This window comes from Prevotella pectinovora (assembly GCF_041323955.1).
GTDB lineage: Bacteria > Bacteroidota > Bacteroidia > Bacteroidales > Bacteroidaceae > Prevotella > Prevotella pectinovora.
Window position 1 is genome coordinate 1,425,276 of sequence record NZ_JBGLIV010000001.1, and the last position, 24,460, is coordinate 1,449,735.

Sequence of the window (24,460 nt, forward strand, 5' to 3'; positions counted from 1 at the left end):
CTCGAAATAATTATTTCTGAACGGTTGGCAAAGGTAATGTATTTTTTTGACATAAGAATAAACAATTGAAAATATGTCAAAAAAAAACAATAAAAAAAATGATGCCAAATCCAATATTGAATTTGACATCATTTTTTATTATATCAAATAAATCACATTCCTGCTGCTTGTGCCAGCCAATCATAAACACAGCTACAAACACCAAACAGTAATATGCCTATAGTACAAAGTGCAAGAGCAAAACGAGTATTGTTGTCACTCTTGAACGTTGGCAACGGTGTTTCGGTCTGATTGATATACATGCACTTCACAATCTTCAGATAGTAGTACAAGCTTGGTACTGTGTTCAACAAAGCAATGAATACAACAAGGTATGCCAATGTTGAACCTTGTTCAGCAGCTGCCATGAACACGAAGAACTTACAGAACATTCCTGCGAAAGGTGGAATACCTGCAAGAGAGAACAACGCCAAGGTCATCAAGAACGAAAGTTTTGGATTCGTTCCATAGAATCCATCGTAGCAGTTCATCTTGGTATTGCCATTTCCACGTGTCTCTACAACATTGATAATAGTGAAAACTGCCATATTGGCTGCAACATAAATCAACACATAGTACATGAGAGCTGTAAGACCCATAGCACTGTTTCCAATTACAGCAAGCATTATGTATCCAGCCTGAGAAATAGAACTAAATGCCATGAATCGTTTCAACTCCTTCTGACGGAGAGCAAAGAGGTTAGCAATGGTGATGGTAAGCAGAATTACTATATACATAAGATATTCCCAATACTCAACCATCGGTGCGAAAACCTTCATAAGAATCGTCATCAGAGCAAACGCTGCAGCTCCCTTTGAAACTACACTAAGATAACCAGTTACTGCTGTTGGTGCACCCTGATAGGTATCAGCAGTCCAGAAGTGGAATGGAACAAGAGAAATCTTGAAACCAAGTCCGCTGAAAAAGAACACCAATCCAAGAATTGTCAGTGGCGAAGCACTGATTTGTGCTGCTACATCACCAAAATACAATGTACCGACAGCACCATAGATAAATGAAATACCATAAAGCATTACACCACTTGAAAATGTTGCCGTAAGGATAAACTTGGCAGCGCCCTCAGCTGAATTCTTCTTGAACTTGTCAAAAGCCACCAGACATGCCATAGGAACTGATGCCATTTCCAATCCTAAGAAGAACATAAGGAAATGTCCTGAAGAAATCATCACATACATACCCAAGAGGGTTGAAATGATGAGTTCATAATATTCACCTTCCTTGTTCTTCACGTCAGCACGCTCAAGCCAAGACTGTGACATCACCAGAACGATGAACGCACCAGCTGTAAGAATTATCTTCATAACATTGGCTGCTTGAGTTGACTCATAGCATCCACCAAAGACAGAAGCTGGTTCTGCATAGAAGCAGAGAGCTGTCTGACAAATGAAGAGAGCGCCTGTCAGCAGGCTCAACACAGAATGTTTCTTCTCACCTTTCAGAATAAGATCGGCGAGGAATACTATTACCAGCACTGCAATAAGGCCAGCCTCTGGTATCATATTAAAAAACTGACTATAATCCATTTTGTCCTACTGATTAATTATAAGTTAACGACTTGGAGAATTGGTGTCACTGCATCTGTAATTGCATTGCTAGCCCACAATGGGAATGATCCAAGACCTGCAACACAGAATATCAAACAGCAAACAGCAAAGCGCTCATCCCATGTAGCATCTGTCAATGTGAGATAGTGCTCATCCTTGACTTTCTCAAACAAGATGAAACCTACTGTACGCAGGATATAAACCGCGGTAACAACAATTGATGTGATTGCAATTATCGTACAGCAACGATGGAATGTGTCTGGATTTTCAAATGAACCTGTGAAAATTGTCATTTCGGCAATGAAACCAGAGAAACCAGGCAAACCAAGGTTGGCAAGACCTGCAATGACATATCCTACTGAAAGGAATGGCATGATCTTCATCAGACCACCGAGCTTGCGGATATCACGTGTATGTGTTCTGCCGTATATCATACCGATAAGGGCAAAGAACAAAGCTGTCATCAAACCATGAGAGAGCATCTGAAGTATTGCACCTGTGCAAGATACCTTTGTCATCATGAGTAGTGCGAAAAGCACAAGACCACAGTGAGAGACTGAAGAATAAGCATTGATAAACTTCAAGTCTGTCTGTACACATGCAGAGAAAGCACCATATACTACAGAAATTGTGGTAAGGATAAGGAATATCCAAGCCAAATCCTGAGCCGCATGAGGAAGCAGGAACATGGCAATGCGGAAACAACCGTAACCACCAAGTTTCATAAGCACACCAGCATGAAGCATTGACACAGAAGTAGGTGCACAACCGTGACCGATAGGAGACCAAGTGTGGAATGGGAACAAAGCACCAAGCACTCCGAAGCCAATGAACACGAATGGGAACAGAACATTCTGTACTGCATCAGGAATATGATTGTTATGAGCAATCTCCAGAATGTTCATTGTTGAAGCACCATTAAAGAAATAGATACCAACAAGACCCAAGATGATAAGTGCAGATCCACCCATCAACATAAGAGTCAACTTCATTGCTGCATATTCTTTTCTTCCTGATCCCCAATAACCAATCAATAGATACATAGGAATAAGGGCAACCTCATAGAACATGAACATCGTGAAAAGGTCGATGCTGATGAAGAAACCATAAACTCCAGTAGAAAGCAATGTAAACCACATGAAGAATTCCTTCGTCAAAGGTTGTAATTTCCACGAAGCGAAAGTTCCTGTAAAGACGATGATGCTTGAAAGAAGCAACATCACTACAGAGATACCGTCAACACCAACTGCATAGTTGATGTGAAGAGGAGCAAACCAAACTGTAGATGACTGAAGAATCATCTCTTCAGTGTTTCCTGCAGCGCGCTCTCCAATGAAATGTAATGTCAACCAAATTGACATTGCCAACAGACATGATGATCCTATGACCATCACCGTACGGACCTGCTTGATGTCACGGGCAGCCCAAAGGCCGAGCAACATCAAAACTGGGATTACTACAAATATACTTAATATACTCATCGTTCTTATAATATGCTAAGTAATACTAATGTTAATGCAACAGCTCCAGTCAGGAACCAAACGGCATATTGACGTACATCACCACTCTGCCAAGGACGGAGACTCTCGCCAGCTTCGTTTGCACCCCATGCACTGAAATCAATGAGACCATTGATGATATGCTCATCAATCCACTGAACCGGACGAGATACAAAACGGAACAAAATCTTATGTGTGACGAACATATAGACTTCATCCATATAGAAACGTTTGTAAGCCCAACGATGAAGACGAGGGAATGTCTTATACAACTTGTCAGCAATCGGCTGTTTCTCACCCTTATATATATATGTAGCAAGAGCAATTGAAATAACGGCAATTACTGTGGAAGTGATAGCTACCTGAGGAGCGAAATGTACTGTATATGCAGTACCTGCAGCACTTACTATCTCACCGAAGCTTGCCCAGCTCCAATCCAAGAAACCACCAAGCGTAGTGAAGACACCAACGCCGACGGTGATTATACTCAAGAATATCAATGGGAAGGTCATTGTCAGCGGAGCCTCGTGTGGAGTGTGATGAGCATGAAGTTCCTTATTCTCTGTACCCCAGAAAATACCATAGTAAAGACGGAACATATAGAACGCTGTCATAGCGGCAACACCAGTCATCCACCAACCGATGAACTGAGAATGCTCAAAACATGCAGTGATAATCTCATCCTTAGAGCTGAAGCCTGAGAAGAATGGAATACCCGCGATGGCAAGACAGGAAATCAAGAATGTGGCATGGGTAATAGGCATATATTTCTTCAGACCACCCATCGCAGACATCTCATTTGAGTGAACAGCGTGAATGATACAACCAGCACCCAAGAAAAGACAAGCCTTGAACATAGCATGAGTGAAGAGATGGAATAGAGATGCCATATATCCAAGCTGAGCATGATTGTCGAGAACAGCACCATGATGACCTGGCAAGCAAACGCCAAGTGCCACCATCATAAAGGCAATCTGAGAAATCGTAGAGAATGCAAGTACTCGCTTGATATCACTCTGTGCACATGCCACAGCAGCAGCATAGAAAGCAGTAAACGCACCTACATACACGACTATTTCCATTGCCTGTGGAGCATATTCAATCCAAATAGGGAACAGACGAGCAATCTGCACTACTCCTGCAACCACCATGGTCGCAGCATGAATAAGCGCAGAAACAGGTGTAGGTCCCTCCATAGCATCTGGCAACCAGATGTGAAGTGGGAACATGGCAGACTTACCAGCACCTCCGATAAACATCAGCACGAGAGCTGTAGGAAGAATAAAACCTCCTGCGGCTGCAGCACGTGAAGCATCACATGTTGTGAATGCAGTCATTCCCTCTGCTATATGAACTTCAGTTCCAGTGAAAGAGAAGTTAAATGAACCTGTATAATATCCGAAGATGAGAATACCGATCAAGAAGAACATATCAGCGAAACGAGTCACTATAAATGCCTTCTTACTAGCATGAACTGCTGCATGCAATCCATAATAGAATCCGATCAAAAGATATGAGCTGACACCCACGAGCTCCCAGAACATATACATCTGGAAAATGTTGGTAGCCAGAACAAGTCCTAGCATTGACATTGTGAAGAGAGACAAGAAAGCGTAATAGCGCTGGAAGCCCTTCTCACCATGCATATAGCCAAATGAATAAATGTGCACCATAAAGCTAACTGTGGAAATGACAATCAGCATCATCACTGAAATAGGATCAAGAAGGATACCTAAATCAAAGTGAAGATTACCGAGTGGCAACCAAGTGTAATTGTATGGTACTAATGTCGCAAAAGTTCCGTCAGCCAAACGCGGAGCTGTGAAATACTGGAAAGCTGTGATATAGCTCAACACAGTAACCAATCCAATAGAACAGGTTCCGATAAGACCGGCTGTTTTATGCGACCATGCATACTTGTTTCCCGCAAAATCGGGCAAGCCAATGACGAGGAAACTCAACAATGGCAAGAGAAGTATCAACAATGAATATGTATAATCCATAACTTATTAATATTTCATGTTTTCAATACTGTTCACCTGATCGCTGTGGAAATTACGGTAAACATTAATAATTATAGCGATAGCCACTGCACTTTCTGCCGCACTTACGCCCACTGAGAAAAGGGTCATGAAGAAGCCCTCGAATTCACCGGGGAAGAGCAGTCTGTTAAAGGCAGCGAAATTGATGTCTACAGCATTGAGCACAAGCTCAATGGAGATAAGCATTGCTATCAAGTTACGACGAGTGACGAATCCGTAAACGCCGATGAAGAACAGAAGTGCGCTAAGCACAAAATAACATTCTACTGGTACCATAATTATTTATCCTCCTTTTCTTTACGAGCCACAACGATGCCGCCGATAATGCAAGCGAGCAAGAATACAGAAATGAACTCAAACGGTAAAACATACTGGTATTTCTCGCTTCCAACAAGAGCCTCACCAATGACATTCATTGAAACCTCCTCGTCAGCAACCTCACATGCTCTGAACAAGAATTCATTCTTGAGCAGAACAATAGTCACTGTAAGGAAGCCAGCGAGAGTTACAAGAGCAGCGCCAATGGCACGGCTTCCTTTCACATGCTCTACCAAGCCCTGAAGTGTACGGCGATTAACGAGCTGAATAGCAAAGATATACATCATCGTGATGCCACCAGCATAGATACTCAACTGGGCAGCACCCAAGAAAGTGTAGTCAAGAATAAAATACAATCCAGCAACACCGAACAAAACGAAGAGCAGGAATGTGGCTGCACGCATGATACGCTTTGTAGCGACACACATAACAGCAGAACCCAGAATTATTACGGCAAGAATGCCAAACATTATAATATTAGCCATTTCTTATGTCCTCCTTATTTTGTTTTGGTGTTAAACTTACCGATTTCAAGAGGAGCTCCACCATCTATGAGGTTAGGAAGGCTTCCTCCGGTATATACCTCCTTGTCAAGGTGAAGAACGAGTTTGTCTCTATCAAAGACAGAGTTCTCGAAGTCATTCGTGAAATGAATGGCACCGAAATTGCATGCATTGACACATAGTTCACAGAACATGCAATCTCCGAGATCATATTGATAGTCAACCAACTTGCGTTTCTTCTTGCCCGTCTCAGGGTCCTCCACCATCTCTGTAAGAATCTTTATCGAGTCATTAGGACAAGCCTTCTCACACAATGTGCAGCCAACGCATTTGTAGTTTTGGTTCTCGTCGCGTGAGAAAACAAGTCTACCACGATGGCGAGCCGACACATGGAGCGTTGTCTTGCGGTTCTCAGGATACTGCTCAGTGCTCTTCTTGGTGAAATACTCAGTAAGAGTAGTCTTCATACCAATGGCGAGAGTCTTTACAGCAGAACCAATTTCTCCAAAATATGATTTATTATTATCTTCCATATCTATTTAAACTCCTTATTTAAAAGTGCCAGCCAAATGCCACAATGATAGTCATAAGCACCAAGTTGATGAGACAAAGCGGCATGAGATATTTCCACTCAAGTTTCAATATCTGGTCAATACGCAGACGTGGGAAAGTCCAACGTACCCACATAAGCAACCAAACAACGGCGAAAGTCTTGCCAAGGAACCATACGATACCAGGGATGAGGTTCATGATTCCATCGAAACCTTCTATACCGATATTTACAGGTGCCCATCCTCCAAGGAATACAGTAGTTGCGATTCCAGATACCACGAAGAGGTTAAGATACTCTGCAAGGTAATAGAAACCGAATCCCATACCAGAATACTCTGTATGATAACCGGCTGTCAACTCGCTCTCAGCCTCAGCCAAGTCGAACGGACCACGGTTTGCTTCTGCATTACCAGCTACGAGGAAAACCAGGAAGGCTATAATAGCAGGAACATGACCTTTGAAGATTAGCCAGTTCCATGGTCCGACCTGTGCTTCAACGATACCGCTCACCTGCATTGTACCTGTAAGTATTACTGCAGTAATGAGACACAAGCCGAGAGACATTTCGTAAGATATGAGCTGAACAGCTCCACGCATAGCCGAAACGACACTATACTTGTTGTTACTTGCCCAACCGGCGAGGAAGATACCAACCACTCCGATACTTGACACCGCTGTCAGCAAGAACACACCAACGTTGAAGTTCAGCACCTCAGCGCCATTATTCCATGGCAAGAAAGAGAAGGTGCCCACAGAAGCAATGATAACAAGGAACGGAGCCACGAAATACAGCAGCTTGTCAGCCTTGTCTACAGTGAAAATCTCCTTGATGAGCATTTTCAGAACGTCGGCAAAAACCTGGAATATACCCCATGGACCGACACGCATCGGACCAAGTCGGCACTGGAAGTAAGCACAAACCTTACGTTCCATGAAAATCAAGCAAATAGCAAGTATGGCATAACCTGCAAGAATAAGTACGCCAACCAGTATGCACTCGATAAGGATCGACCAGAAATCTCCAAGTCCAATAGTCTGGCGGAGAAGAGCGTCGAACCATATTGTTACGTTACTAAAGTCAAACATAATATAAATTTTGATTTTAGAGTTTAGAATACATCGAATGTTTCCAACCCCTTAATTCATTTTTCGATTATCTGTCAAGGTCAGGGATTACGAAGTCGATAGCCGCACCGGTTGTGATGAGGTCAGCGATTTTCTGTCCACGCAACATCGAATCGAGAGCACCTGCCAGAGTAAGACCCATCGGACGCATCTTCATACGATAAGGACTCTTGTCACCTCTTGAGTCAAGATATACCCCGAACTCACCGCTTGCACCCTCTACAGAAAAATACCACTGTCCCTCAGGAACCTTTATGATTGGTTTCTGCTTGATGTAATATTCTCCCTCTGGGATGTTGTCGATAAGTTGTTCGATAATATCAAGACTCTGATAAAGCTCCTTGATATGAACATAATAGCGATCCATAGAGTCACAACCTGTCATGGTAATCTCCTCCCAGTTCACTTTGTCATAGCAATCGTATGGATGACGCTTACGTGTATCGTTCTTCCATCCGGCAGCACGTCCTGCAGGACCAGTCACCGCATAGTTGATACAGTTTTCCTTATCCATAGGACCAACGCCTTCAAGTCGCTTATGTGTGATGACGTTATCTCCGAACACATCGAGATACTCCTGAATCTTAGGTCTCAAATACTTGCAGAGTTTCTTTGTATTCTCAACGAAATTAGGATCGATATCAGCCTGAAGACCACCGATACGATAGTAGTTCATAATGAGTCTGCCACCAGTTGTCTCCTCCATCACATTGAGCACATGCTCACGGTCGCGCATGCAATACAAGAATGCTGTGAGTGCTCCAAGGTCCTGGGCTGTACAGCCCAAGAACAACAAGTGGCTGTCGATTCGCTGCAGCTCATCCATGATAGTACGGATGTAGCGGATGCGGTCTGACAATTCGATTCCCATCGCCTCTTCAATCACACCCACGAGAGCATGACGATGCATCATTGCAGAGAGATAGTTAAGACGGTCTGTAAGAGCCAATGTCTGAGGATAAGTCATTCCCTCCCACATTTTCTCTATACCACGGTGGATATATCCGAGATGAGGATAAATGCGTTTTACAGTCTCACCGTCGATAACGGTCTGCAAACGCAGCACACCGTGAGTTGACGGATGGTTAGGACCGATATTTACTACATATTCGTCCTCTTCAAACAAGCGATGCTTTGTTTCCACCAAATGACCATCCTTGTCGAGTGAATACTCTACTGTGAAATCGTCCTCTGGCTCATCAGTCAGAGGGAACTTGTTTGCTTCCGGACTCATATCAAAGTCCTTGCGCAATGGATGTCCCACGAAATCAGTACGCAAGAAGAGTCTGCGCATGTCTGGATGTCCAAGGAACTTGATTCCTACGAAGTCGAATACCTCACGCTCAAGTAAGTCTGCGGCTTTCCAGAGGTTTGTTACGGTAGGGATAACATCGCTACCATCCACTTTCTTGGCTATTGTCCTTACGGAACAACGCTCATTGTTCTGAGTGTTTTCAAGAATGTAGATACAACCCAGACCTTCTTCACCGAAGTCCTCACCGATTATAGTAACAAGGTAATCGAAATGCTTCTCGTTCTTCAGCTTGGCCATCTCATTGGCGAAGTTTTCGAAAGTGAGTTCTATATTATTCAGTTTCATGTCTTATACCTTATTATATTATACAGTTTGGTTTTTCTCAGAATCAGCGAGGTCGCCGACTTTGAAATCAGCGGGAACATCAGTCACGATGATTGGCTCCGGATGTCCGAGCTTCTGAGAATCCTGAAGGTTCTCGTTGCTCAATCCACGGAGACCTCCCTTGCTCATTGAAAGTTCCTTCTCCTCCTTTGTCATCTTGTGGTTAGCGCCACCAAAGAACTTCTCGATCTTAACCTTTCTCTGGAGCTGCATCATACCATAGAGAATTGCCTCAGGACGTGGAGGACAGCCTGGGATATACACATCAACAGGCACGAGTTCATTGATACCACGCACTACATTGTAGCTCTTCTTGAAAGGTCCGCCACTGATGGTGCATCCTCCGACGGCAACGACATACTTTGGCTCAGCCATCTCATCATAAAGACGCTTGAATACCGGTGCCATCTTGTTGGTGATAGTACCGGCACACATGATAAGGTCTGCCTGACGTGGAGAGTTTCGTGTCACCTCAAATCCGAAACGCGAGAAGTCATAGCGCGCACAACCCACAGACATGAATTCGATACCACAGCAACTGGTACCGAATGTGAGCGACCACAACGAGTTGCTTCTTCCCCAGTTGATCACCTGATCAAGGGAACCGAGCACCACATTGCAACCGCCTTCATGAAGTTGGTCTACTATCTTCTCAAGAGTGTCATTGTCCTTAAACTCGTTGTAAGGAATGCTTTTGATAACGGGTTTTCTTACTTCCATTCCAACGCTCCTTTCCGCCAAGCATAAGCAAGGCCAAACACCAACACTAAGAGGAAGAATCCAATGCTACACAAAGCCATTGGACCAAACTTGCTGACTGCCACAGCCCATGGATATAGGAACACTGTCTCGATGTCGAACATCAGGAAGAGAATGGCAAAGAGGTAGTAACCCACATGCATTGGCACCCATGATGTGCCGCGCGTTGGGATACCGCACTCAAAAGGCTGTCCCTTCACTGGGTTGTACGACCTAGGGCCAATGAGTTTCGCAACTACATACGCTCCTACAACCAATACAACTGCCGTCAAGATAACGGTAATAAATAGGATAAAATACATAAATATTTTATTAAATAAAAAATTTGACTGTCAAAATCGTTTGCAAAGATACATATTTTATATTATAATCTGCAATGAAAGGTAAACAAATCGTAAAATAAGATTATTTCTCCGACTTATCCTTACCTCCAAACCACTTGTCTATCAGCAAAGCCAGAGAACCGTCACCTGTCACATTACATGCAGTTCCGAAGCTGTCCATTGCGATATATAGGGCAATCATAAGGGCTTGGTCTGCCTCTGTGAAGCCCAATATTGAAGCCAGTACACCGAGAGATGCCATTATCGCTCCACCAGGAACACCCGGAGCAGCGACAATAGATATTGCAAGCATCAGAATGAATCCTATAACGGTGACGAAATCGTATGATATATGCTGCATCATCATGAGCGCCATGGCACAGGCAACGATTTTCATCACGCTTCCCGACATGTGGATTGTTGCACAAAGAGGTATGACGAAACCCGCTATGCTTTTATTCACTCCATTGGCTATAGTCTGTCGGAGAGTCACGGGAATAGTGGCAGCTGAAGACTGTGTTCCGAGCGCTGTGAAATAAGCCGGCAGCATCCGTCCCAAGAGTCTGAACGGATTCTTTCCCACAAATGCGCCTGCTACACAATACTGGAATATGAGCAAGAAGATATGCATCACGAAAATCACTCCGATGATTTTCACGAATACTGTCAATACGCGTGCTGCATCACCGGTGTATGCCATATTGAGGAATATAGCGAAAATGTATATCGGCAAAAGTGGAATTATTGCCACATTGATTGTCTTGATGATTACCTGCATGAAGTCTTTCATAACGTTTTTCAACGCCACAGACTGCATTGTTGCCGTTGTCAGACCGAGGGTGAAAGCTAACACAAGGGCTGTCATAACATTCATTGGAGCTGGTATCTCAACGGTAAAAAACGGAGCCATCGCCTCTGTCGTCGCCAACGATGCCGCCGTAGTCTGTGTGTCAATAAGCGACGGGAACGTAAGCTCACTAACCGCATAAGACAGGAGTCCAGATGTCACCGTAGCGAAATAAGCCAAAGCTGTAGTGGCAATCAACATTTTGCCGGCTCCCTGACCGATGTCGGAAATAGCTGGAGCAACAAGTCCGAGAATCAGCAATGGAATAAGGAAGCCAAGGAACTGGCTGAAAATGCCGTTGAACGTGAGGAACACCCTGACGACCTCTCCCGGCAAAAACATTCCGAACACTACACCACAGACAATGGCAATGATAATCTTAGGCAGCAGGCCTATTTTGAAAGTTTTCATTTGATATAGATTTTTAGGTTTTTAATATTTCATTTCAACACGTTAGCAACCAATCCTTCCATCGGGCTTTTGATTATTTTCCCAACGGTATATCCGCATTGTCTTGCTGCTTCGACAAGTTGCTTTTCGTAATAATGTGCCACACTACCCACAACATTTACTTTAAGGTCTTTTCTTTCATAGCGGTCAACATTCTTGACAAAGAAAGCCTTGAAGTTTTCCACGACGATTGCCTCTAATTCCGGCACATCGAGGTGTTTATAAATAAACGGCGACAAAGAAGCAAGAAAACGGTTTGCCAGCGGTTCCTTGTAGACACGCCTTATGATATCGTCCAAATCAAGATTTGTAGATTCAAAGAATTCCTCACACAAGGTTTTCGGCAGTCCGCCTTTGAAAACGGCATTCAAGAAAAGTTTCCCGAGAACGGCCCCGCTACCCTCGTCACCGAGTATATATCCCAGCGGTGATATATTGGCTACTATCTTCTCGCCATCAAACAAACAGGAGTTGGCTCCAGTTCCAAGAATGCATGCAATACCTTCCTCACCTCCACAAAGAGCATGAGCCGCAGCCATCAAGTCACTGTCTACAAAGACTTTACCATCTGCAACAGACAGACAGCCCACCAATATTGCCTTCAACGATTTGGCTGCTTCGCCACGACATCCCGCCCCATAGAAACGCACATCAACATTGCCACGACTTTCATGCCACAACTCCGCAACGTTGGCCCTGAACTGCATCAGCAGCTCTCTTACCAAGATATTTCTGATCTGTTCTTCTGTCTGATGTGCAGGATTTATGCCTTGTGTATGACAACTGAATACCGGTTGTCTGCCTGAAACGAGACACCAGTCTGTCTTCGTACTGCCACTGTCGGCAAAAAGCGTCAATGGCAATTCTTTATTGATGGTAATGTCTGACATTTGATGGTAGTAATTAAAACGTGGCAAAATTAATAAAAAAAGTGTGAGTTGGCAAACTTAACATTGAAGAAAATGCATTATCTTTGCAAAACGGAAAATCGCTTTTCTGATTGCAGCATGCCAGTGACGACAAACGCGACACTGCAAAAACAAATCAAATCGGGAACTGTAATACAACAAAAAAAGACAAACAATAATTTTATAAAGAACAATATGAAGAAGAGACTGTTTTTACTATTTCTGTTCGCAATAACAATCACCATTTCTTGCAATGCCGTGCTCAAGGAGAAAGACCTTGACAACACATTGTCGATACTCAGAAATGAATTGACCACTTATCACCAAGAGCAGAAAAAGAGACAGATGAAATACAAGAACAGCAGTGAGCTGATAAGGAAGAACCTCTTCTCCATTCTTGCAAAGAGTAATCAAAATGCCCTCATGCTTTATTCTCAGAAGCCGGAATATGTTTTTGACCTTGCTTACGCATGTCATGAGGCAACCGACCAGTTCAGCAATTTCCGCAAGAGTTCTCTGCCATTCCGGTCGTATATCACGCAATTGGACAGTGAAATCGCCCGCTACGACAGCCTTGTAAACTCGCTCAGTTCCATGCCCACCTTCGCTCTTAGCGACAAGGCAAAGGTAAACCGCAACGTGTGTCTCACCCTGGCGGTAAGCATCCGTAACAACATGACGGAAAACAAATCCATGCTGCAGGACTACATAAAGTATTACAACCTGACAGAGAATCACTTGAAAAGCCTCAACGATTATGCCAACGGCAGATACAGTGAAATTCAGAACAACATATTCCGGAATGGCGGAGAAAACTATTTCAGTATCCTAGCCAATCTCGGCACTCAAGTGAGCAAGACAACCGAAACGGTAAACGACAAATACCGTTCTTCCAAGAAGCTCCACTCGCAGTGGGACTCTCGTATGATCTTCGGATTGTTCGTCAGCATACTTTTCTATGGCATCATAGCCATTCTCCTGAACATGCTCGCAATACGCTTTCTGATGCCGAAGAAATTCCGCACCGAACAGTTCATGCTGAAACGTCCGTGCATCATGATGGCGACATCCACAATAACATTTGCAATTCTTATCGGCATCATACGCAGCACGGTGAACCAGAATTTCATCACCATGGCGAGCAACCTGCTCGTTGAATATGCCTGGCTGCTTGGCGTAATCCTGATATCTCTACTTCTGAGGGTAGACGGAAAACAGATAAAGAGCGCCTTCCGCATCTACTCACCGCTAACGCTGGTGGGATTCATAGTGATAACATTCCGCATCACGCTGGTGCCTAACGACTTGGTAAACCTGATTTTCCCTCCGGTCCTATTGCTCTGCACACTATGGCAATGGAACGTGATAAGAAGACACAACGAGAAGATACCCCGGTCTGATATGTTCCTGACATACATCTCATTGCTGGTATTCGCGACGAGCGTCGTGTGCTCATGGATAGGATTCACTCTCCTCAGCGTGCAGATGTTGATTTGGTGGATAATGCAGCTCACCTGCATCCTGACAATCAGCTGCCTGGCAAGTTGGATGAGCGAATACGCCGCAAAGCATCATCTTGAGGAGAAACCTATAAACAAGACATGGATATACAGACTGCTTCTGAAAGTCATAATCCCCTTGATGGCAATCTCTTCCATACTGATTTCCATATATTGGGCTGCCGACGTCTTCAACCTCAGCGACCAGATGATGCGCATCTTCACCACGCGTTTCATCGACGTCAGCAACTTCAGCGTCAGCATATCATCCATTGCCACGGTATTGGCACTATGGTTTGTTTTCGCTTATATCAGTTATATAACGATAGAATTCATGCGACTGCACCTGATGAACATAGACTCTCGCACGGCTGCCAGCCGCAACGTGATGGGAAAGAACATCGTGCAGGTTGTAGTCTGGGGCACATGGCTGCTGATAAGCCTCGCCATTCTCCATGTGAGCAACACTTGGCTGGTTGTCGTTTCGGGTGGTCTGTCCACTGGTGTCGGCTTCGCATCCAAGGATATTCTCGAAAACATATACTATGGAATATCGCTAATGGCTGGCCGTATCAACATCGGTGACTGGATAGAGTGTGACGGCACTCGAGGAAAAGTGAGCAGCATAAGCTACACAAGCACTATGATAGAAGCCACCGACGGTTCGGTGATCGCATTCCAGAACTCCCAGCTGTTCACCAAGAACTACAAGAATCTGACCCGCAACCATGGTTACGAGCTTTCTGTAGTAAACTTCGGAGTGGGCTATGGCACTAATGTGGAGAGAATGAAAAAAGTCGTTACCGATGCCATCGAGAAACTTCATATTCCCTATATCGACAAAGAGAAACAGCCAAGCGTACTGTTCAAGGAATTCGGCGACAACAGCATAAACTTCAAATTCGTATGCTGGGTTGACGTAACGAAACAGGTAGTTACAGAGAGCATGATCATGGAGAGCATCTACAACACGCTCAACGAGAACGACATAGAAATGCCATTCCCGAAACGCGATGTTTACATCAAGGAAATGGCAAAGTAAACAGACTATCCAATAAAATTATGACCTCGGAACATATACTCCGGGGTCATTGTTTTATCTGGTAACGGAACATACACAAACCAGATCAGAATAATATACTCAAGTTTCTGATTTAGATAACGCCGAAATGCTCCAGCGCATTCTTCACACCGTCATCATCAACTGAGGTAGTGATATAATCAGCAGCAGCCCTCGCCTCGTTACCGGCATTTCCCATTGCCACACCGATTCCCGCACGCCGCAATATCGACTCATCGTTTCCGCCATCGCCAAAAGCCATGGTTTCCGAAATGTTGAGGTCCAGATATTGCGCCATTGCTTCAAGTCCTTTTCCCTTGTCAGCCTGCTCTGCCGTAATATCCGTAAATGCAGGATTCCAACGTCCCGACACGCAGCCCGGCATCTTTTCCATGATTTCCTTTTCATATTCCGCAGAGAAGAAGGGCGTAAGCTGAAGAATCTGCTCATTCCTCATAATGTCCTTCACATCAATAGCCATATCGATATTCTGGACAGCGAGATCCCTCACGAACACATCATAATACACCTGTTTGGGATTATACACGCCAATTCTCTTCTCACCAACCACGATGCAGGTATAGTCATTCTTTTCGGCATCCGCCATCATGACATCAACATCTGCCATGGGGATTGGATTGCAGCATATCGCCTTGCCATCCACTATGCAGAGTGCTCCATTGGTCGTTATATATCCATCTATGTATTGTTCTATAGCCTTCAGATTCGTAATTATAGGCAACGGTCTGCCCGTAGAGATGAACACTCCTACCCCATTAGCCTTTGCCTGGGCTATGGCATCGACAGTAGACTGTGGTATCTGGTGTGTCTTGAAGCTTACCAGCGTACCGTCTATATCGAAAAACAATGCTTTTACGTTGTCGTTCTTCACTTTAAAACAAATAAAAAAAGCAATCGGCTGCGACAATGAGCGTTTTTTTAATGCTACACTCCGCAACCGATTGATAGTTGATTAAAAATTAGTGTTCAATATTCTTGGCAATCGCACTTGCGCCCAGAACTGCAGCACCGGCGCCGTCGAGTGAGCTGACAAGGAATTTTGCCTTTCCACGGAAAATTCCCAACACGTTCTCTTCATAACCCTTTATCAATGGCTTCATAAGCAAGTCGCCAGCCTTTGTCAGTCCGCCGAAGAACACGAATGCCTCCGGACTGCAGAATGTCATGAAGTCGGCACAAGCCTCGCCGAGCATCTTTCCAGTGAACTCATACACTCTGAGAGAGAGAGCGTCGCCTTTGGCAGCGGCTTTTGAAACATCCAGAGATGTGATCTCCTCTGGATTCATGTCGCGCAACAACGATGGTTCGTTGGATGTTCCCAGAAATTCTCTTGCCGTGCGTGCCACTCCTGTAGCAGAGCAATACGCCTCAAGACATCCCTTTCTGCCACAACCGCAAGTTCTGCCATTCTCTCTGCGCATGATGACGTGACCGAGCTCACCGGCCATACCGTCAGAACCATACACCATCTGTCCGTTGATGACGATACCAGCCCCCACTCCCGTGCCAAGGGTAATCATGATGAAGTTCTTCATTCCCTTTGCCACGCCATAAGTCATCTCGCCGAGAGCTGCAGCATTGGCATCGTTTGTTATAGCCACTGGGACAGATAACTTGTCGCTGAACATCTTAGCGAAAGGCACAACGCATTCATGCGCCCACGAAATATTTGGGGCGTATGCTATCGTACCGTCGTAGAAGTTGGAGTTTGGCGCTCCGATGCCCATTCCTTCGATTTTGTTTATTCCTCCCACTTTGTCAACGATTGGCATAAGAGCTTCAACTCCGGCGTTCACGAAATCCTCCGCCGTACTGTATTGCTGTGTTTTTATTGACGTATGCTCCAGGATATTTCCCTGAGCATCAACGATGCCGAAAACGGCATTTGTTCCTCCGAGATCAAGACCTATAGTATAAGGTCTTCTTGTAATCTGTGCTTCCATTTTTAGTTGATGATATTTAGTCTGATAAATTGTTTCTCTTGCAAAGATAATGCAAGGCGAGAGGAGAATGAAATGAAGACATTCATTTCTTATCCCGAGCCGAAGCTTATTTTCTGCAAAGATAATGCAAGGCGAGAGGAGAATGAAATGAAGACATTCATTTCTTATCCCGAGCCGAAGCTTATTTTCTGCAAAGATAATTGAATTCGCCATAAACGCCAACCTCTAAAAAAGTTTTTTTCCCAATCAACGCTCTTCAATAATCTAAATCAATGATATACATCATCTTAGCGTTCAAATTAACTGTCGTTTGGAAAGTTTATGTTACAAAATTTGTATTTTTCGTGAAAATTGCGGAACTTTGCACCCACTATGCCATTTCCATTTCATATAAACATATTAGATCTACTCCTGAAAGGAGTTGCAATAGGTATTCTTGTATCAGCCCCGATGGGCCCGGTAGGAGTGCTTTGCGTTCAGCGCACACTCAACAAAGGCAGATGGTTCGGTTTCGTGACAGGCATCGGCGCCTGTGTCAGCGATTTCATATACGCCCTTATAACGGGTCTTGGAATGTCTTTCGTCATGGACTTCATCAGCAATTCCCACTATCGGTACATATTGCAGATTTCTGCAAGTATCATCCTCATGATATTCGGAATCTATTCGTTCAGAAGCAACCCGATGAAGAAAGTTCACGTAAGCAACCGTGGCACCAAGGGCTCTCTCATCCACAACTGCATCACGGCATTCCTCGTCACATTCTCCAATCCTCTCATCATAATGCTCATGATGGGACTCTTCGCCCAGTTTGCATTCATAATCCCCAACCATCCAGTCGAGATGTGTGCCGGATATATCGGCATTATCGGCGGTGCGATGCTGTGGTGGTATGGATTGACATGGCTCGTAGACAAGATCCGTGCGGTTTTCGACACCAACGGCATTCAGATAATCAACAAGGTGGTGGGCAGCATCGTCATAGTGATGTCTATCATCGTCCTCATCGGCACGGTGTTCAACCTTTACACCCTGCCAACGATAAACTATTGACAACCTTCAATAACTTGATAAATATATGTTCATATCTCAGGAATTAAGAAAGAAGAGCATAGCTGAATATCTGCTATATATGTGGCAGATAGAAGATATCATAAGGGCATACGGATGCTCGCTGTCGAGGATAAAGCACGAGTATATAGACCGCTTCGACTATACCGAGGAACAGAAAGAGGAAATGACAGACTGGTATGGCAATCTCATCACGATGATGAACACCGAGGGCTGCCGGGAGAAGGGACATCTGCAGATCAACAAGATCGTGATACAGCAGTTGTCCGAACTGAGCAGCACGCTTCTTGCCTCACCGAAATTTCCTTTCTACAACAGCGAGTATTACAGGGTATTGCCCTTCATCGTTGAACTGCGCAAACGTGGCGCCAAGGATGAGGACGAGATAGAGACATGCTTCAATGCCCTATACGGAGTAATGATGCTCCGACTGCAGAAGAAGCCCGTCAGCCCTGACACGGAACATGCCATAAAGGAAATAACGACCTTCATCGGCATGCTCTCCGACTATTACCTTCAGGACAAGAAGGGCGAACTGGAACTGGAATAAGAATTTCTCCGACGGTTTGCACCATCGACAACATAAGAGGTTCACACATCCTCAACGACTCATCAGCAACAAAAAACAAGCAATCATGAACATATTGGTAACCGGCGCCGGTGGTCAGCTCGGCAACGAAATGCAAATCGTGGCAAAAGGGAGCGAAGACAAATACATCTTCACCGACGTATGCGATGGATACACGCATCTCGACATAACATCAATCGACGACATCAGAAAGATGGTGAGCGAGAACGACATCAAATGCATCATAAACTGTGCCGCATGGACAAATGTTGACGCTGCGGAAACCGCTGGCGATATCGTGGAAACGCTAAACGCGACAGCTCCGGAAAATCTCGCCAAGGCAATGAAGGAGGTTGACGGACTGCTGATACATATCAGCACCGACTATGTGTTCGGCGCCGACCCATACAACACTCCTTGCAAGGAGGACCAGAAAGGAACTCCGACCGGTGTCTACGGACTGACCAAGCTGCACGGCGAACAGAAGATCATCGCCACCGGAGTGAAGCATATCATACTGCGCACGGCATGGCTATACTCTGAGTTCGGAAAGAACTTCGTGAAAACGATGCTCAACCTCACCGCCACGAAGCCTCAGTTGAAAGTGGTGTTCGACCAATGCGGCACTCCGACCTACGCCTTAGACCTTGCCAAGCTGATAGGTCATATCATCGACAACAAGTTGTATGAAAACAACTATGGCATCTACCATTTCTCCAACGAGGGAGTATGTAGCTGGTACGACTTCACCATACAGATAGCAAGACTGGCAGGCAACAACGGCTGCGACATTCAGCCATGCCACAGCAGCGAATTCCCAAGTCCGGTGACACGTCCTGCCTACAGCGTGTTCGACAAGACAAAGGTGAAGAACACCTTCGGAATAAAAATCCCATATTGGACTGACAGTCTCATGGCATGTATGGAAAATATGGGTGCATTGAAAAAAGTAAGATAATATTAACTATATACATTTATAATGCTGGATGAATAATAAAAAGACAATGAAAAATCCCAATATCGTCTTTCATCCATTCATCACTCTTCAACAAAGAATATGGCTAACGAAATAGAAAGAAGGCGAACCTTCGCCATCATATCCCATCCTGACGCCGGTAAGACAACGCTGACGGAGAAATTTCTCCTCTTCGGAGGACAGATACAGGTGGCTGGTGCCGTGAAAAGCAACAAAATCCGCAAGACCGCAACTTCCGACTGGATGGACATCGAGAAGCAGCGTGGTATCTCCGTGTCTACCTCCGTTATGGAGTTTGACTACAAAGACTACAAGGTGAACATCCTCGACACCCCTGGTCACCAGGACTTTGCCGAGGACACTTACCGCACATTGACTGCCGTTGACTCCGCAATCATCGTAGTGGACAGCGCCAAGGGTGTGGAGACGCAGACGAGAAAACTCATGAGCGTCTGCCGTATGCGCAATACACCGGTGATAATCTTCATCAACAAGATGGACCGCGAGGGACGAGACCCATTCGACCTTCTCGACGAACTGGAAGATGAACTGGAAATAAAGGTGCGCCCTCTGTCATGGCCTATCAACCAGGGTGTGAAGTTCAAAGGTGTCTATAATATCTACGAGAACAAGCTCGACCTTTTCACGCCTGACAAACAGCGCGTTACGGAGAAAGTAGAGGTTGACATCAACAGCGAAGAGCTCGACAAGCATGTCGGCGAACAGGATGCCGGGAAACTGCGCGAAGACCTGGAACTGGTGGAGGGTGTCTACCCTGAGTTCAACGTAGAAGACTATCGTAAGGGCATGGTAGCCCCGGTATTCTTCGGATCGGCCCTCAACAACTTCGGTGTTCAGGAACTGCTCAACTGCTTCGTGGAGATTGCTCCAAGTCCACGCCCCACAAAGGCTGTGGAGAGAATAGTAGAGCCGGAAGAGAAGAAGTTCACCGGTTTCATCTTCAAGATAACGGCAAACATCGACCCTAACCACCGCTCCTGCATCGCATTCTGCAAGGTGTGCAGCGGAAAGTTCGAACGCAACAAACCTTATCTCCACGTGAGAATGGGCAAGACGGTACGTTTCTCCTCCCCCACCCAATTCATGGCTCAGCGCAAGAGCACCATCGAGGAGGCTTATCCTGGCGACATCGTCGGACTGCCAGACAACGGCATATTCAAGATTGGCGACACGCTGACGGATGGCGAACAGCTGCACTTCCGCGGTCTTCCTTCATTCTCTCCTGAGATGTTCAAATACATCGAGAACGACGACCCTATGAAAAGCAAACAGCTCAACAAGGGTATCGACCAGCTTATGGACGAGGGTGTGGCACAGATGTTCATAAACCAGTTCAATGGCCGCAAGATCATCGGTACTGTCGGTCAGCTGCAGTTTGAGGTGATACAATATCGTCTGGAGAACGAATACAACGCCAAATGCCGTTGGGAACCGGTACACCTGTATAAGGCATGCTGGATAGAGAGCGACGACGAGGAAGAACTGGAGAACTTCAAAAAGCGCAAATATCAGTATATGGCGAAAGACAAGGATGGCCGCGATGTCTTCCTTGCCGACTCCGGCTATGTGTTGTCTATGGCACAGGAGGACTTCAAGAATATCAAGTTCCACTTCACGAGCGAATTCTAATCATCCCCCATCGGTCATAAGAGCCTACTTGGAATGACCGATTTGGACTTGACAGATATCTCTGCAAATGCCACTGAAAGACATTTGACGGAAACAATAAAAGCAAAGCGACAAGCAACGGGAATCAATCCACATGCTTGCCGCTTTGTCTTTTTTTTATTTATCTATCCTATTATTCCATTGTTTCTTTGAGACAACCATCTGGTGGAACATCAGGGCAATCAGCATCAACCCTGCCTCATCTGCTGCAACAGCTCCTTCTGCCGCTCCGTGAGATTAGTAGGCAACTTCACGTTATAGGTGATTATCATGTCGCCTATCGTTCCGTCGCCACGGTCATAGCCCTTGCCACGCAGACGCACCTTGGTACCGTTCTGGGTCTCCGGTTTTACCTTCAGCTTTATCTTCGAACCGTTGCCAAGCTGCAGCATCACCTCTCCGCCGAGCAATGCGGTATAAAGGTCGATGTTCACCGTTGCCTGCATCTCTCCCGAGTTCTGGCGCATCCTGCTGCCTCTGCCGCCGCCCATTCCGCCACCACCTCCGAAGAGGTTCTGGAAGAAACTGGAGAAGCCGCCCGTACCGGAACCGAAGCTTGAGAAATCGAAACCGCTGAACGGTACATCCTCGCCATCATAGAAACCACCACCGGCTCCTCCTCGTCCGGCGCCCCGTCCGAAGGCTTCCGCCTCCTTCCAGTGCTCACCGTACTGGTCGTATTTCCTTCGTTTCTCCGGATCGTTTATCACCTCGTATGCCTCATTCAGCGCCTGGAACTTTGCCTTTGCCTTGGGGTCATTAGGGTGAAGGTCGGGATGAAACTGCTTGGCTCTCTTCAGATAAGCCTTCTTCACATCCTTCTGCGGTATGGTCTTGTCCACACCAAGTATCTTGTAATAATCAATAAATGCCATATTGTCAACTCCTTTCCTCTAAATTAATCTTTTATAAGTCATCAGCAAATTTCATGCCGAAGCAAAACCGCACATATCGTGGATTCATTTTCCTGCCCGAAAGTGTCAAAGTATCATTTTGGGGTATCGAAATGGGCGTAACTATCTCGCTATCAACATATTGAGAGAATGCTACTTTTCTGTTTTCCTTACAGAAAAGTAGCATAAAAGTATCACAAACGGGTATGAAGTATCATCATCGGGCGAAATCACGTTCTTTTTCTCACCAGATACTTCATTCCTGAAGCAAAACGCTTGCGACGGATATCTGCCATGTTGGCGAGGCGTCTGCCGAATCCCATCAGCGAATTCACCTTCAGCGACGAACCTACGGTCTTCTTCAGGAAATCGAAGATCTCTGCTGCCGTAAGCCACTCGCCTTCATTCTCGTCGTCAACAATCTCATAATAGATGTTGAAATACTGGTCGGTGGGCGACATGACCTCGAACTCACAGTTGCTATGCATGATGAGGCGCACCTGTTCGGAATCGAAATAGCTCTTCTCGCCATCCCTCAATGCCGCCAACGCCTGGGCATAGAGCTGGCGGTAGTTGGGGCGGACGCTCACATCTATGGGTCCGGTGAGCTCTATTCCGATAAAGCGTCTGTTGCCCGACGGGTCGGCAAGGATATCCGTGAGATTGCTCGTGGCTATAAACGAGGCGAGGCGCGGAAACTCCTCCACATGACTGCCATAGGGACGCTTTATCTTCAGCGTAGGCAACTGTATGAGGTTCTTCAGGAACCCCTGCTGCACAGAGGGTGAAATCTGATTGAACTCGTCGAGATTGACAAGCAGAAACTGCGACATTGCCTGATACACCTGACGTTTCTCAGAGAGTATGAGGTTGTCGTTGTAGCCCCACTGAAGTTCCGGCGGCAGAAGGCGGCGGCAGAAGGTGCTCTTGTTGTATCCCTGCCGGGAAATCAACAGCGGTGCCACGGAGTTGCCATACTGGCGGAAGGTGGTGCCCTGCCACTGGCTCACCATAGCGAGAAACCACGTGTAGAACCAGTCTTCCCAATGCGGATTGGATGTAGGTACGGTGCGTGCCAGCTCACGGATATGGTCTTTGCCGTCCCACTTGCCGTTACACTCCTGCAGGAAGTCGCTTATCGGGTCATAATTCTGTATATAGTCCGACTCCAGAAAATTACGCACATCCTTGATGCTGACACGGATATCCGCCAACTGCACTTCGAGAGTCATACGCTTCTGCACCCTCGGCTCCACCGGCATATAGCCATACCATGGCTTTTCCTTTGACTGGTATTCCACGTATTTCATCACCACATTATAGCGGAAATCATAACGGCTACGCAGCAGCCTCATCATCCTAACGATATTCACTCGCACGCCATTGTCTTCTTTCTGCGCTTCCTCATTGTCGTCCGCATAGGGTTCATCTTCAATATCGCCCAACGAAACGGGCGACGACATGGGCTGCACTCCGCTACTGTCGTCGATACGCAATGCCACAGCATCGGGATTGTAGTATGGCTCTGCATCCACGGTCATAAGGAAACTGTCGAAGAGAGACGGTTCGCCGCCGCGCAACGGCACGTTCACCACTGCCCTGTATATCGGCAGTATGCGTTGGTGGGCAATACGATACTGGCGGTCTGCCTCTTCTTCTGCAGAAGGCAACTTGCCGTCTGCCCCGGCATATCTCACCAGCACCACCACGCTCATGCCATCGGCTCCCTGAAAGGCTGCCATAGTGGACGGGACGAAAGCTACGGCACGCTTCACTTTCTCTATAGCATCGCGGTCTGTGACATCTCCAAACTGCAAGGTGATTATCCCGTTGCAGCATTTCATCACCATATTGTCATTGTCATCCCGCTTCAGTTCCGCTCCGGGATATACATGTCTCCACTGTGGCATATCGTCGTAATTATGAATTTTGCGGTCTCTATATGGCGCCACCTCTCTGAAGCGCATCACCGTACGACGGGAATCATCGGTTGTCATGCGTGACAGCAAGCGGTCTATCGAACAGTGGCTCATCACCATCTTGTTTTTATTATCCGTATGTCGAATTGTTATCTTCATAGTATTTTTCAAAAATTTGTTTTACTTGAGTAATTCGGGTTTAAGCATCCTGAATTTCCCCCACGGCGTGGGGAACGATTCCCCCCAATGTGG

General features: G+C 45.8%; 21 protein-coding genes. 5 read left to right on the plus strand and 16 right to left on the minus strand.

The window, feature by feature from the left end; all coding sequences use genetic code 11:
* Positions 1-152 precede the first annotated feature (152 nt).
* From ACDC99_RS05655 to ACDC99_RS05710, 12 genes are all read right to left on the minus strand, one after another.
* Positions 153-1,583, minus strand: a complete 1,431-nt coding sequence (locus ACDC99_RS05655; protein ID WP_022315974.1) for an NADH-quinone oxidoreductase subunit N — start codon at positions 1,581-1,583, stop codon at positions 153-155.
* Positions 1,584-1,600: 17 nt separating this feature from the next.
* Complete coding sequence (locus tag ACDC99_RS05660; RefSeq protein ID WP_042517173.1) at positions 1,601-3,085, minus strand: complex I subunit 4 family protein; 1,485 nt, start codon at positions 3,083-3,085, stop codon at positions 1,601-1,603.
* Between the two features lie 5 nt (positions 3,086-3,090).
* The gene (gene nuoL / locus ACDC99_RS05665) at positions 3,091-5,106 is read right to left on the minus strand and encodes an NADH-quinone oxidoreductase subunit L (protein ID WP_022315976.1); all 2,016 of its coding nucleotides are present in this window, start codon (positions 5,104-5,106) and stop codon (positions 3,091-3,093) included.
* Positions 5,107-5,112: 6 nt separating this feature from the next.
* On the minus strand, positions 5,113-5,421 hold the full coding sequence (gene nuoK, locus ACDC99_RS05670; RefSeq protein ID WP_370756132.1) for an NADH-quinone oxidoreductase subunit NuoK: 309 nt from the start codon (positions 5,419-5,421) through the stop codon (positions 5,113-5,115).
* 2 nt (positions 5,422-5,423) lie between these two features.
* Positions 5,424-5,948, minus strand: a complete 525-nt coding sequence (locus ACDC99_RS05675) for an NADH-quinone oxidoreductase subunit J family protein (RefSeq protein ID WP_370756134.1) — start codon at positions 5,946-5,948, stop codon at positions 5,424-5,426.
* Between the two features lie 14 nt (positions 5,949-5,962).
* Positions 5,963-6,499, minus strand: a complete 537-nt coding sequence (locus tag ACDC99_RS05680; RefSeq protein ID WP_044074524.1) for a NuoI/complex I 23 kDa subunit family protein — start codon at positions 6,497-6,499, stop codon at positions 5,963-5,965.
* Between the two features lie 19 nt (positions 6,500-6,518).
* The gene (nuoH, locus tag ACDC99_RS05685) at positions 6,519-7,604 is read right to left on the minus strand and encodes an NADH-quinone oxidoreductase subunit NuoH (protein WP_044074523.1); all 1,086 of its coding nucleotides are present in this window, start codon (positions 7,602-7,604) and stop codon (positions 6,519-6,521) included.
* 67 nt (positions 7,605-7,671) lie between these two features.
* The gene (locus tag ACDC99_RS05690; protein WP_022315981.1) at positions 7,672-9,243 is read right to left on the minus strand and encodes an NADH-quinone oxidoreductase subunit D-related protein; all 1,572 of its coding nucleotides are present in this window, start codon (positions 9,241-9,243) and stop codon (positions 7,672-7,674) included.
* Between the two features lie 18 nt (positions 9,244-9,261).
* Entirely contained in the window at positions 9,262-10,002 is a 741-nt protein-coding gene (locus tag ACDC99_RS05695) for an NADH-quinone oxidoreductase subunit B (RefSeq protein ID WP_022315982.1), read from the minus strand.
* A complete protein-coding gene (locus ACDC99_RS05700; protein ID WP_022315983.1) occupies positions 9,993-10,343 on the minus strand; it encodes an NADH-quinone oxidoreductase subunit A in 351 nt (116 codons plus the stop codon). Before ACDC99_RS05700 ends, ACDC99_RS05695 begins: the two co-directional genes overlap by 10 nt.
* 103 nt (positions 10,344-10,446) lie before the next feature.
* Entirely contained in the window at positions 10,447-11,622 is a 1,176-nt protein-coding gene (locus tag ACDC99_RS05705; RefSeq protein ID WP_370756137.1) for a dicarboxylate/amino acid:cation symporter, read from the minus strand.
* A 29-nt stretch (positions 11,623-11,651) separates the two neighbouring features.
* Positions 11,652-12,518: a hypothetical protein gene (locus tag ACDC99_RS05710; RefSeq protein ID WP_042517224.1), complete on the minus strand. Its 867-nt coding sequence runs from the start codon at positions 12,516-12,518 to the stop codon at positions 11,652-11,654.
* A 246-nt stretch (positions 12,519-12,764) separates the two neighbouring features.
* On the opposite strand from ACDC99_RS05710, the gene ACDC99_RS05715 reads away from it, so the two are divergent.
* Entirely contained in the window at positions 12,765-15,110 is a 2,346-nt protein-coding gene (locus tag ACDC99_RS05715; protein WP_022315986.1) for a mechanosensitive ion channel family protein, read from the plus strand.
* A gap of 112 nt (positions 15,111-15,222) precedes the next feature.
* On the opposite strand, the gene ACDC99_RS05720 is transcribed toward ACDC99_RS05715, so the two are convergent.
* Positions 15,223-15,996: a Cof-type HAD-IIB family hydrolase gene (locus tag ACDC99_RS05720; RefSeq protein ID WP_370756139.1), complete on the minus strand. Its 774-nt coding sequence runs from the start codon at positions 15,994-15,996 to the stop codon at positions 15,223-15,225.
* A gap of 112 nt (positions 15,997-16,108) precedes the next feature.
* The gene (locus tag ACDC99_RS05725) at positions 16,109-17,092 is read right to left on the minus strand and encodes an ROK family protein (protein ID WP_022315988.1); all 984 of its coding nucleotides are present in this window, start codon (positions 17,090-17,092) and stop codon (positions 16,109-16,111) included.
* A gap of 372 nt (positions 17,093-17,464) precedes the next feature.
* Here ACDC99_RS05725 and ACDC99_RS05730 point away from each other — a divergent pair, with 372 nt between their 5' ends.
* The 4 genes from ACDC99_RS05730 (at position 17,465) to ACDC99_RS05745 (ending at position 21,357) form a co-directional block, all read left to right on the plus strand.
* Positions 17,465-18,145, plus strand: a complete 681-nt coding sequence (locus ACDC99_RS05730; RefSeq protein ID WP_022315694.1) for a LysE family translocator — start codon at positions 17,465-17,467, stop codon at positions 18,143-18,145.
* 25 nt (positions 18,146-18,170) lie between these two features.
* The gene (locus tag ACDC99_RS05735) at positions 18,171-18,713 is read left to right on the plus strand and encodes a DUF4924 family protein (protein ID WP_022315693.1); all 543 of its coding nucleotides are present in this window, start codon (positions 18,171-18,173) and stop codon (positions 18,711-18,713) included.
* 85 nt (positions 18,714-18,798) lie between these two features.
* On the plus strand, positions 18,799-19,689 hold the full coding sequence (gene rfbD, locus ACDC99_RS05740) for a dTDP-4-dehydrorhamnose reductase (protein ID WP_370756142.1): 891 nt from the start codon (positions 18,799-18,801) through the stop codon (positions 19,687-19,689).
* A 99-nt stretch (positions 19,690-19,788) separates the two neighbouring features.
* Complete coding sequence (locus ACDC99_RS05745; RefSeq protein ID WP_022315691.1) at positions 19,789-21,357, plus strand: peptide chain release factor 3; 1,569 nt, start codon at positions 19,789-19,791, stop codon at positions 21,355-21,357.
* A gap of 227 nt (positions 21,358-21,584) precedes the next feature.
* Here the strand turns inward: ACDC99_RS05745 and ACDC99_RS05750 are convergent, their stop codons facing one another.
* Together ACDC99_RS05750 and ACDC99_RS05755 are read right to left on the minus strand one after the other, a co-directional pair.
* On the minus strand, positions 21,585-22,271 hold the full coding sequence (locus ACDC99_RS05750; protein ID WP_370756144.1) for a DnaJ domain-containing protein: 687 nt from the start codon (positions 22,269-22,271) through the stop codon (positions 21,585-21,587).
* Between the two features lie 248 nt (positions 22,272-22,519).
* Entirely contained in the window at positions 22,520-24,367 is a 1,848-nt protein-coding gene (locus ACDC99_RS05755) for a VapE domain-containing protein (RefSeq protein ID WP_370756146.1), read from the minus strand.
* Positions 24,368-24,460 lie beyond the last annotated feature (93 nt).

Excerpts from the sequence above, each read along its gene's own strand:
- ACDC99_RS05745 (WP_022315691.1), top strand. The coding sequence starts at position 19,789 with ATGGCTAACGAAATAGAAAGAAGGCGAACCTTCGCCATCATATCCCAT.
- rfbD (WP_370756142.1), top strand. The coding sequence starts at position 18,799 with ATGAACATATTGGTAACCGGCGCCGGTGGTCAGCTCGGCAACGAAATG.
- ACDC99_RS05705 (WP_370756137.1), bottom strand. The coding sequence starts at position 11,622 with ATGAAAACTTTCAAAATAGGCCTGCTGCCTAAGATTATCATTGCCATT.
- ACDC99_RS05660 (WP_042517173.1), bottom strand. The coding sequence starts at position 3,085 with ATGAGTATATTAAGTATATTTGTAGTAATCCCAGTTTTGATGTTGCTC.
- nuoL (WP_022315976.1), bottom strand. The coding sequence starts at position 5,106 with ATGGATTATACATATTCATTGTTGATACTTCTCTTGCCATTGTTGAGT.
- ACDC99_RS05755 (WP_370756146.1), bottom strand. The coding sequence starts at position 24,367 with ATGAAGATAACAATTCGACATACGGATAATAAAAACAAGATGGTGATG.
- ACDC99_RS05690 (WP_022315981.1), bottom strand. The coding sequence starts at position 9,243 with ATGAAACTGAATAATATAGAACTCACTTTCGAAAACTTCGCCAATGAG.
- ACDC99_RS05700 (WP_022315983.1), bottom strand. The coding sequence starts at position 10,343 with ATGTATTTTATCCTATTTATTACCGTTATCTTGACGGCAGTTGTATTG.
- ACDC99_RS05730 (WP_022315694.1), top strand. The coding sequence starts at position 17,465 with ATGCCATTTCCATTTCATATAAACATATTAGATCTACTCCTGAAAGGA.
- ACDC99_RS05735 (WP_022315693.1), top strand. The coding sequence starts at position 18,171 with ATGTTCATATCTCAGGAATTAAGAAAGAAGAGCATAGCTGAATATCTG.
- ACDC99_RS05715 (WP_022315986.1), top strand. The coding sequence starts at position 12,765 with ATGAAGAAGAGACTGTTTTTACTATTTCTGTTCGCAATAACAATCACC.
- ACDC99_RS05675 (WP_370756134.1), bottom strand. The coding sequence starts at position 5,948 with ATGGCTAATATTATAATGTTTGGCATTCTTGCCGTAATAATTCTGGGT.
- ACDC99_RS05680 (WP_044074524.1), bottom strand. The coding sequence starts at position 6,499 with ATGGAAGATAATAATAAATCATATTTTGGAGAAATTGGTTCTGCTGTA.
- ACDC99_RS05725 (WP_022315988.1), bottom strand. The coding sequence starts at position 17,092 with ATGGAAGCACAGATTACAAGAAGACCTTATACTATAGGTCTTGATCTC.
- nuoK (WP_370756132.1), bottom strand. The coding sequence starts at position 5,421 with ATGGTACCAGTAGAATGTTATTTTGTGCTTAGCGCACTTCTGTTCTTC.
- nuoH (WP_044074523.1), bottom strand. The coding sequence starts at position 7,604 with ATGTTTGACTTTAGTAACGTAACAATATGGTTCGACGCTCTTCTCCGC.
- ACDC99_RS05695 (WP_022315982.1), bottom strand. The coding sequence starts at position 10,002 with ATGGAAGTAAGAAAACCCGTTATCAAAAGCATTCCTTACAACGAGTTT.
- ACDC99_RS05655 (WP_022315974.1), bottom strand. The coding sequence starts at position 1,583 with ATGGATTATAGTCAGTTTTTTAATATGATACCAGAGGCTGGCCTTATT.
- ACDC99_RS05750 (WP_370756144.1), bottom strand. The coding sequence starts at position 22,271 with ATGGCATTTATTGATTATTACAAGATACTTGGTGTGGACAAGACCATA.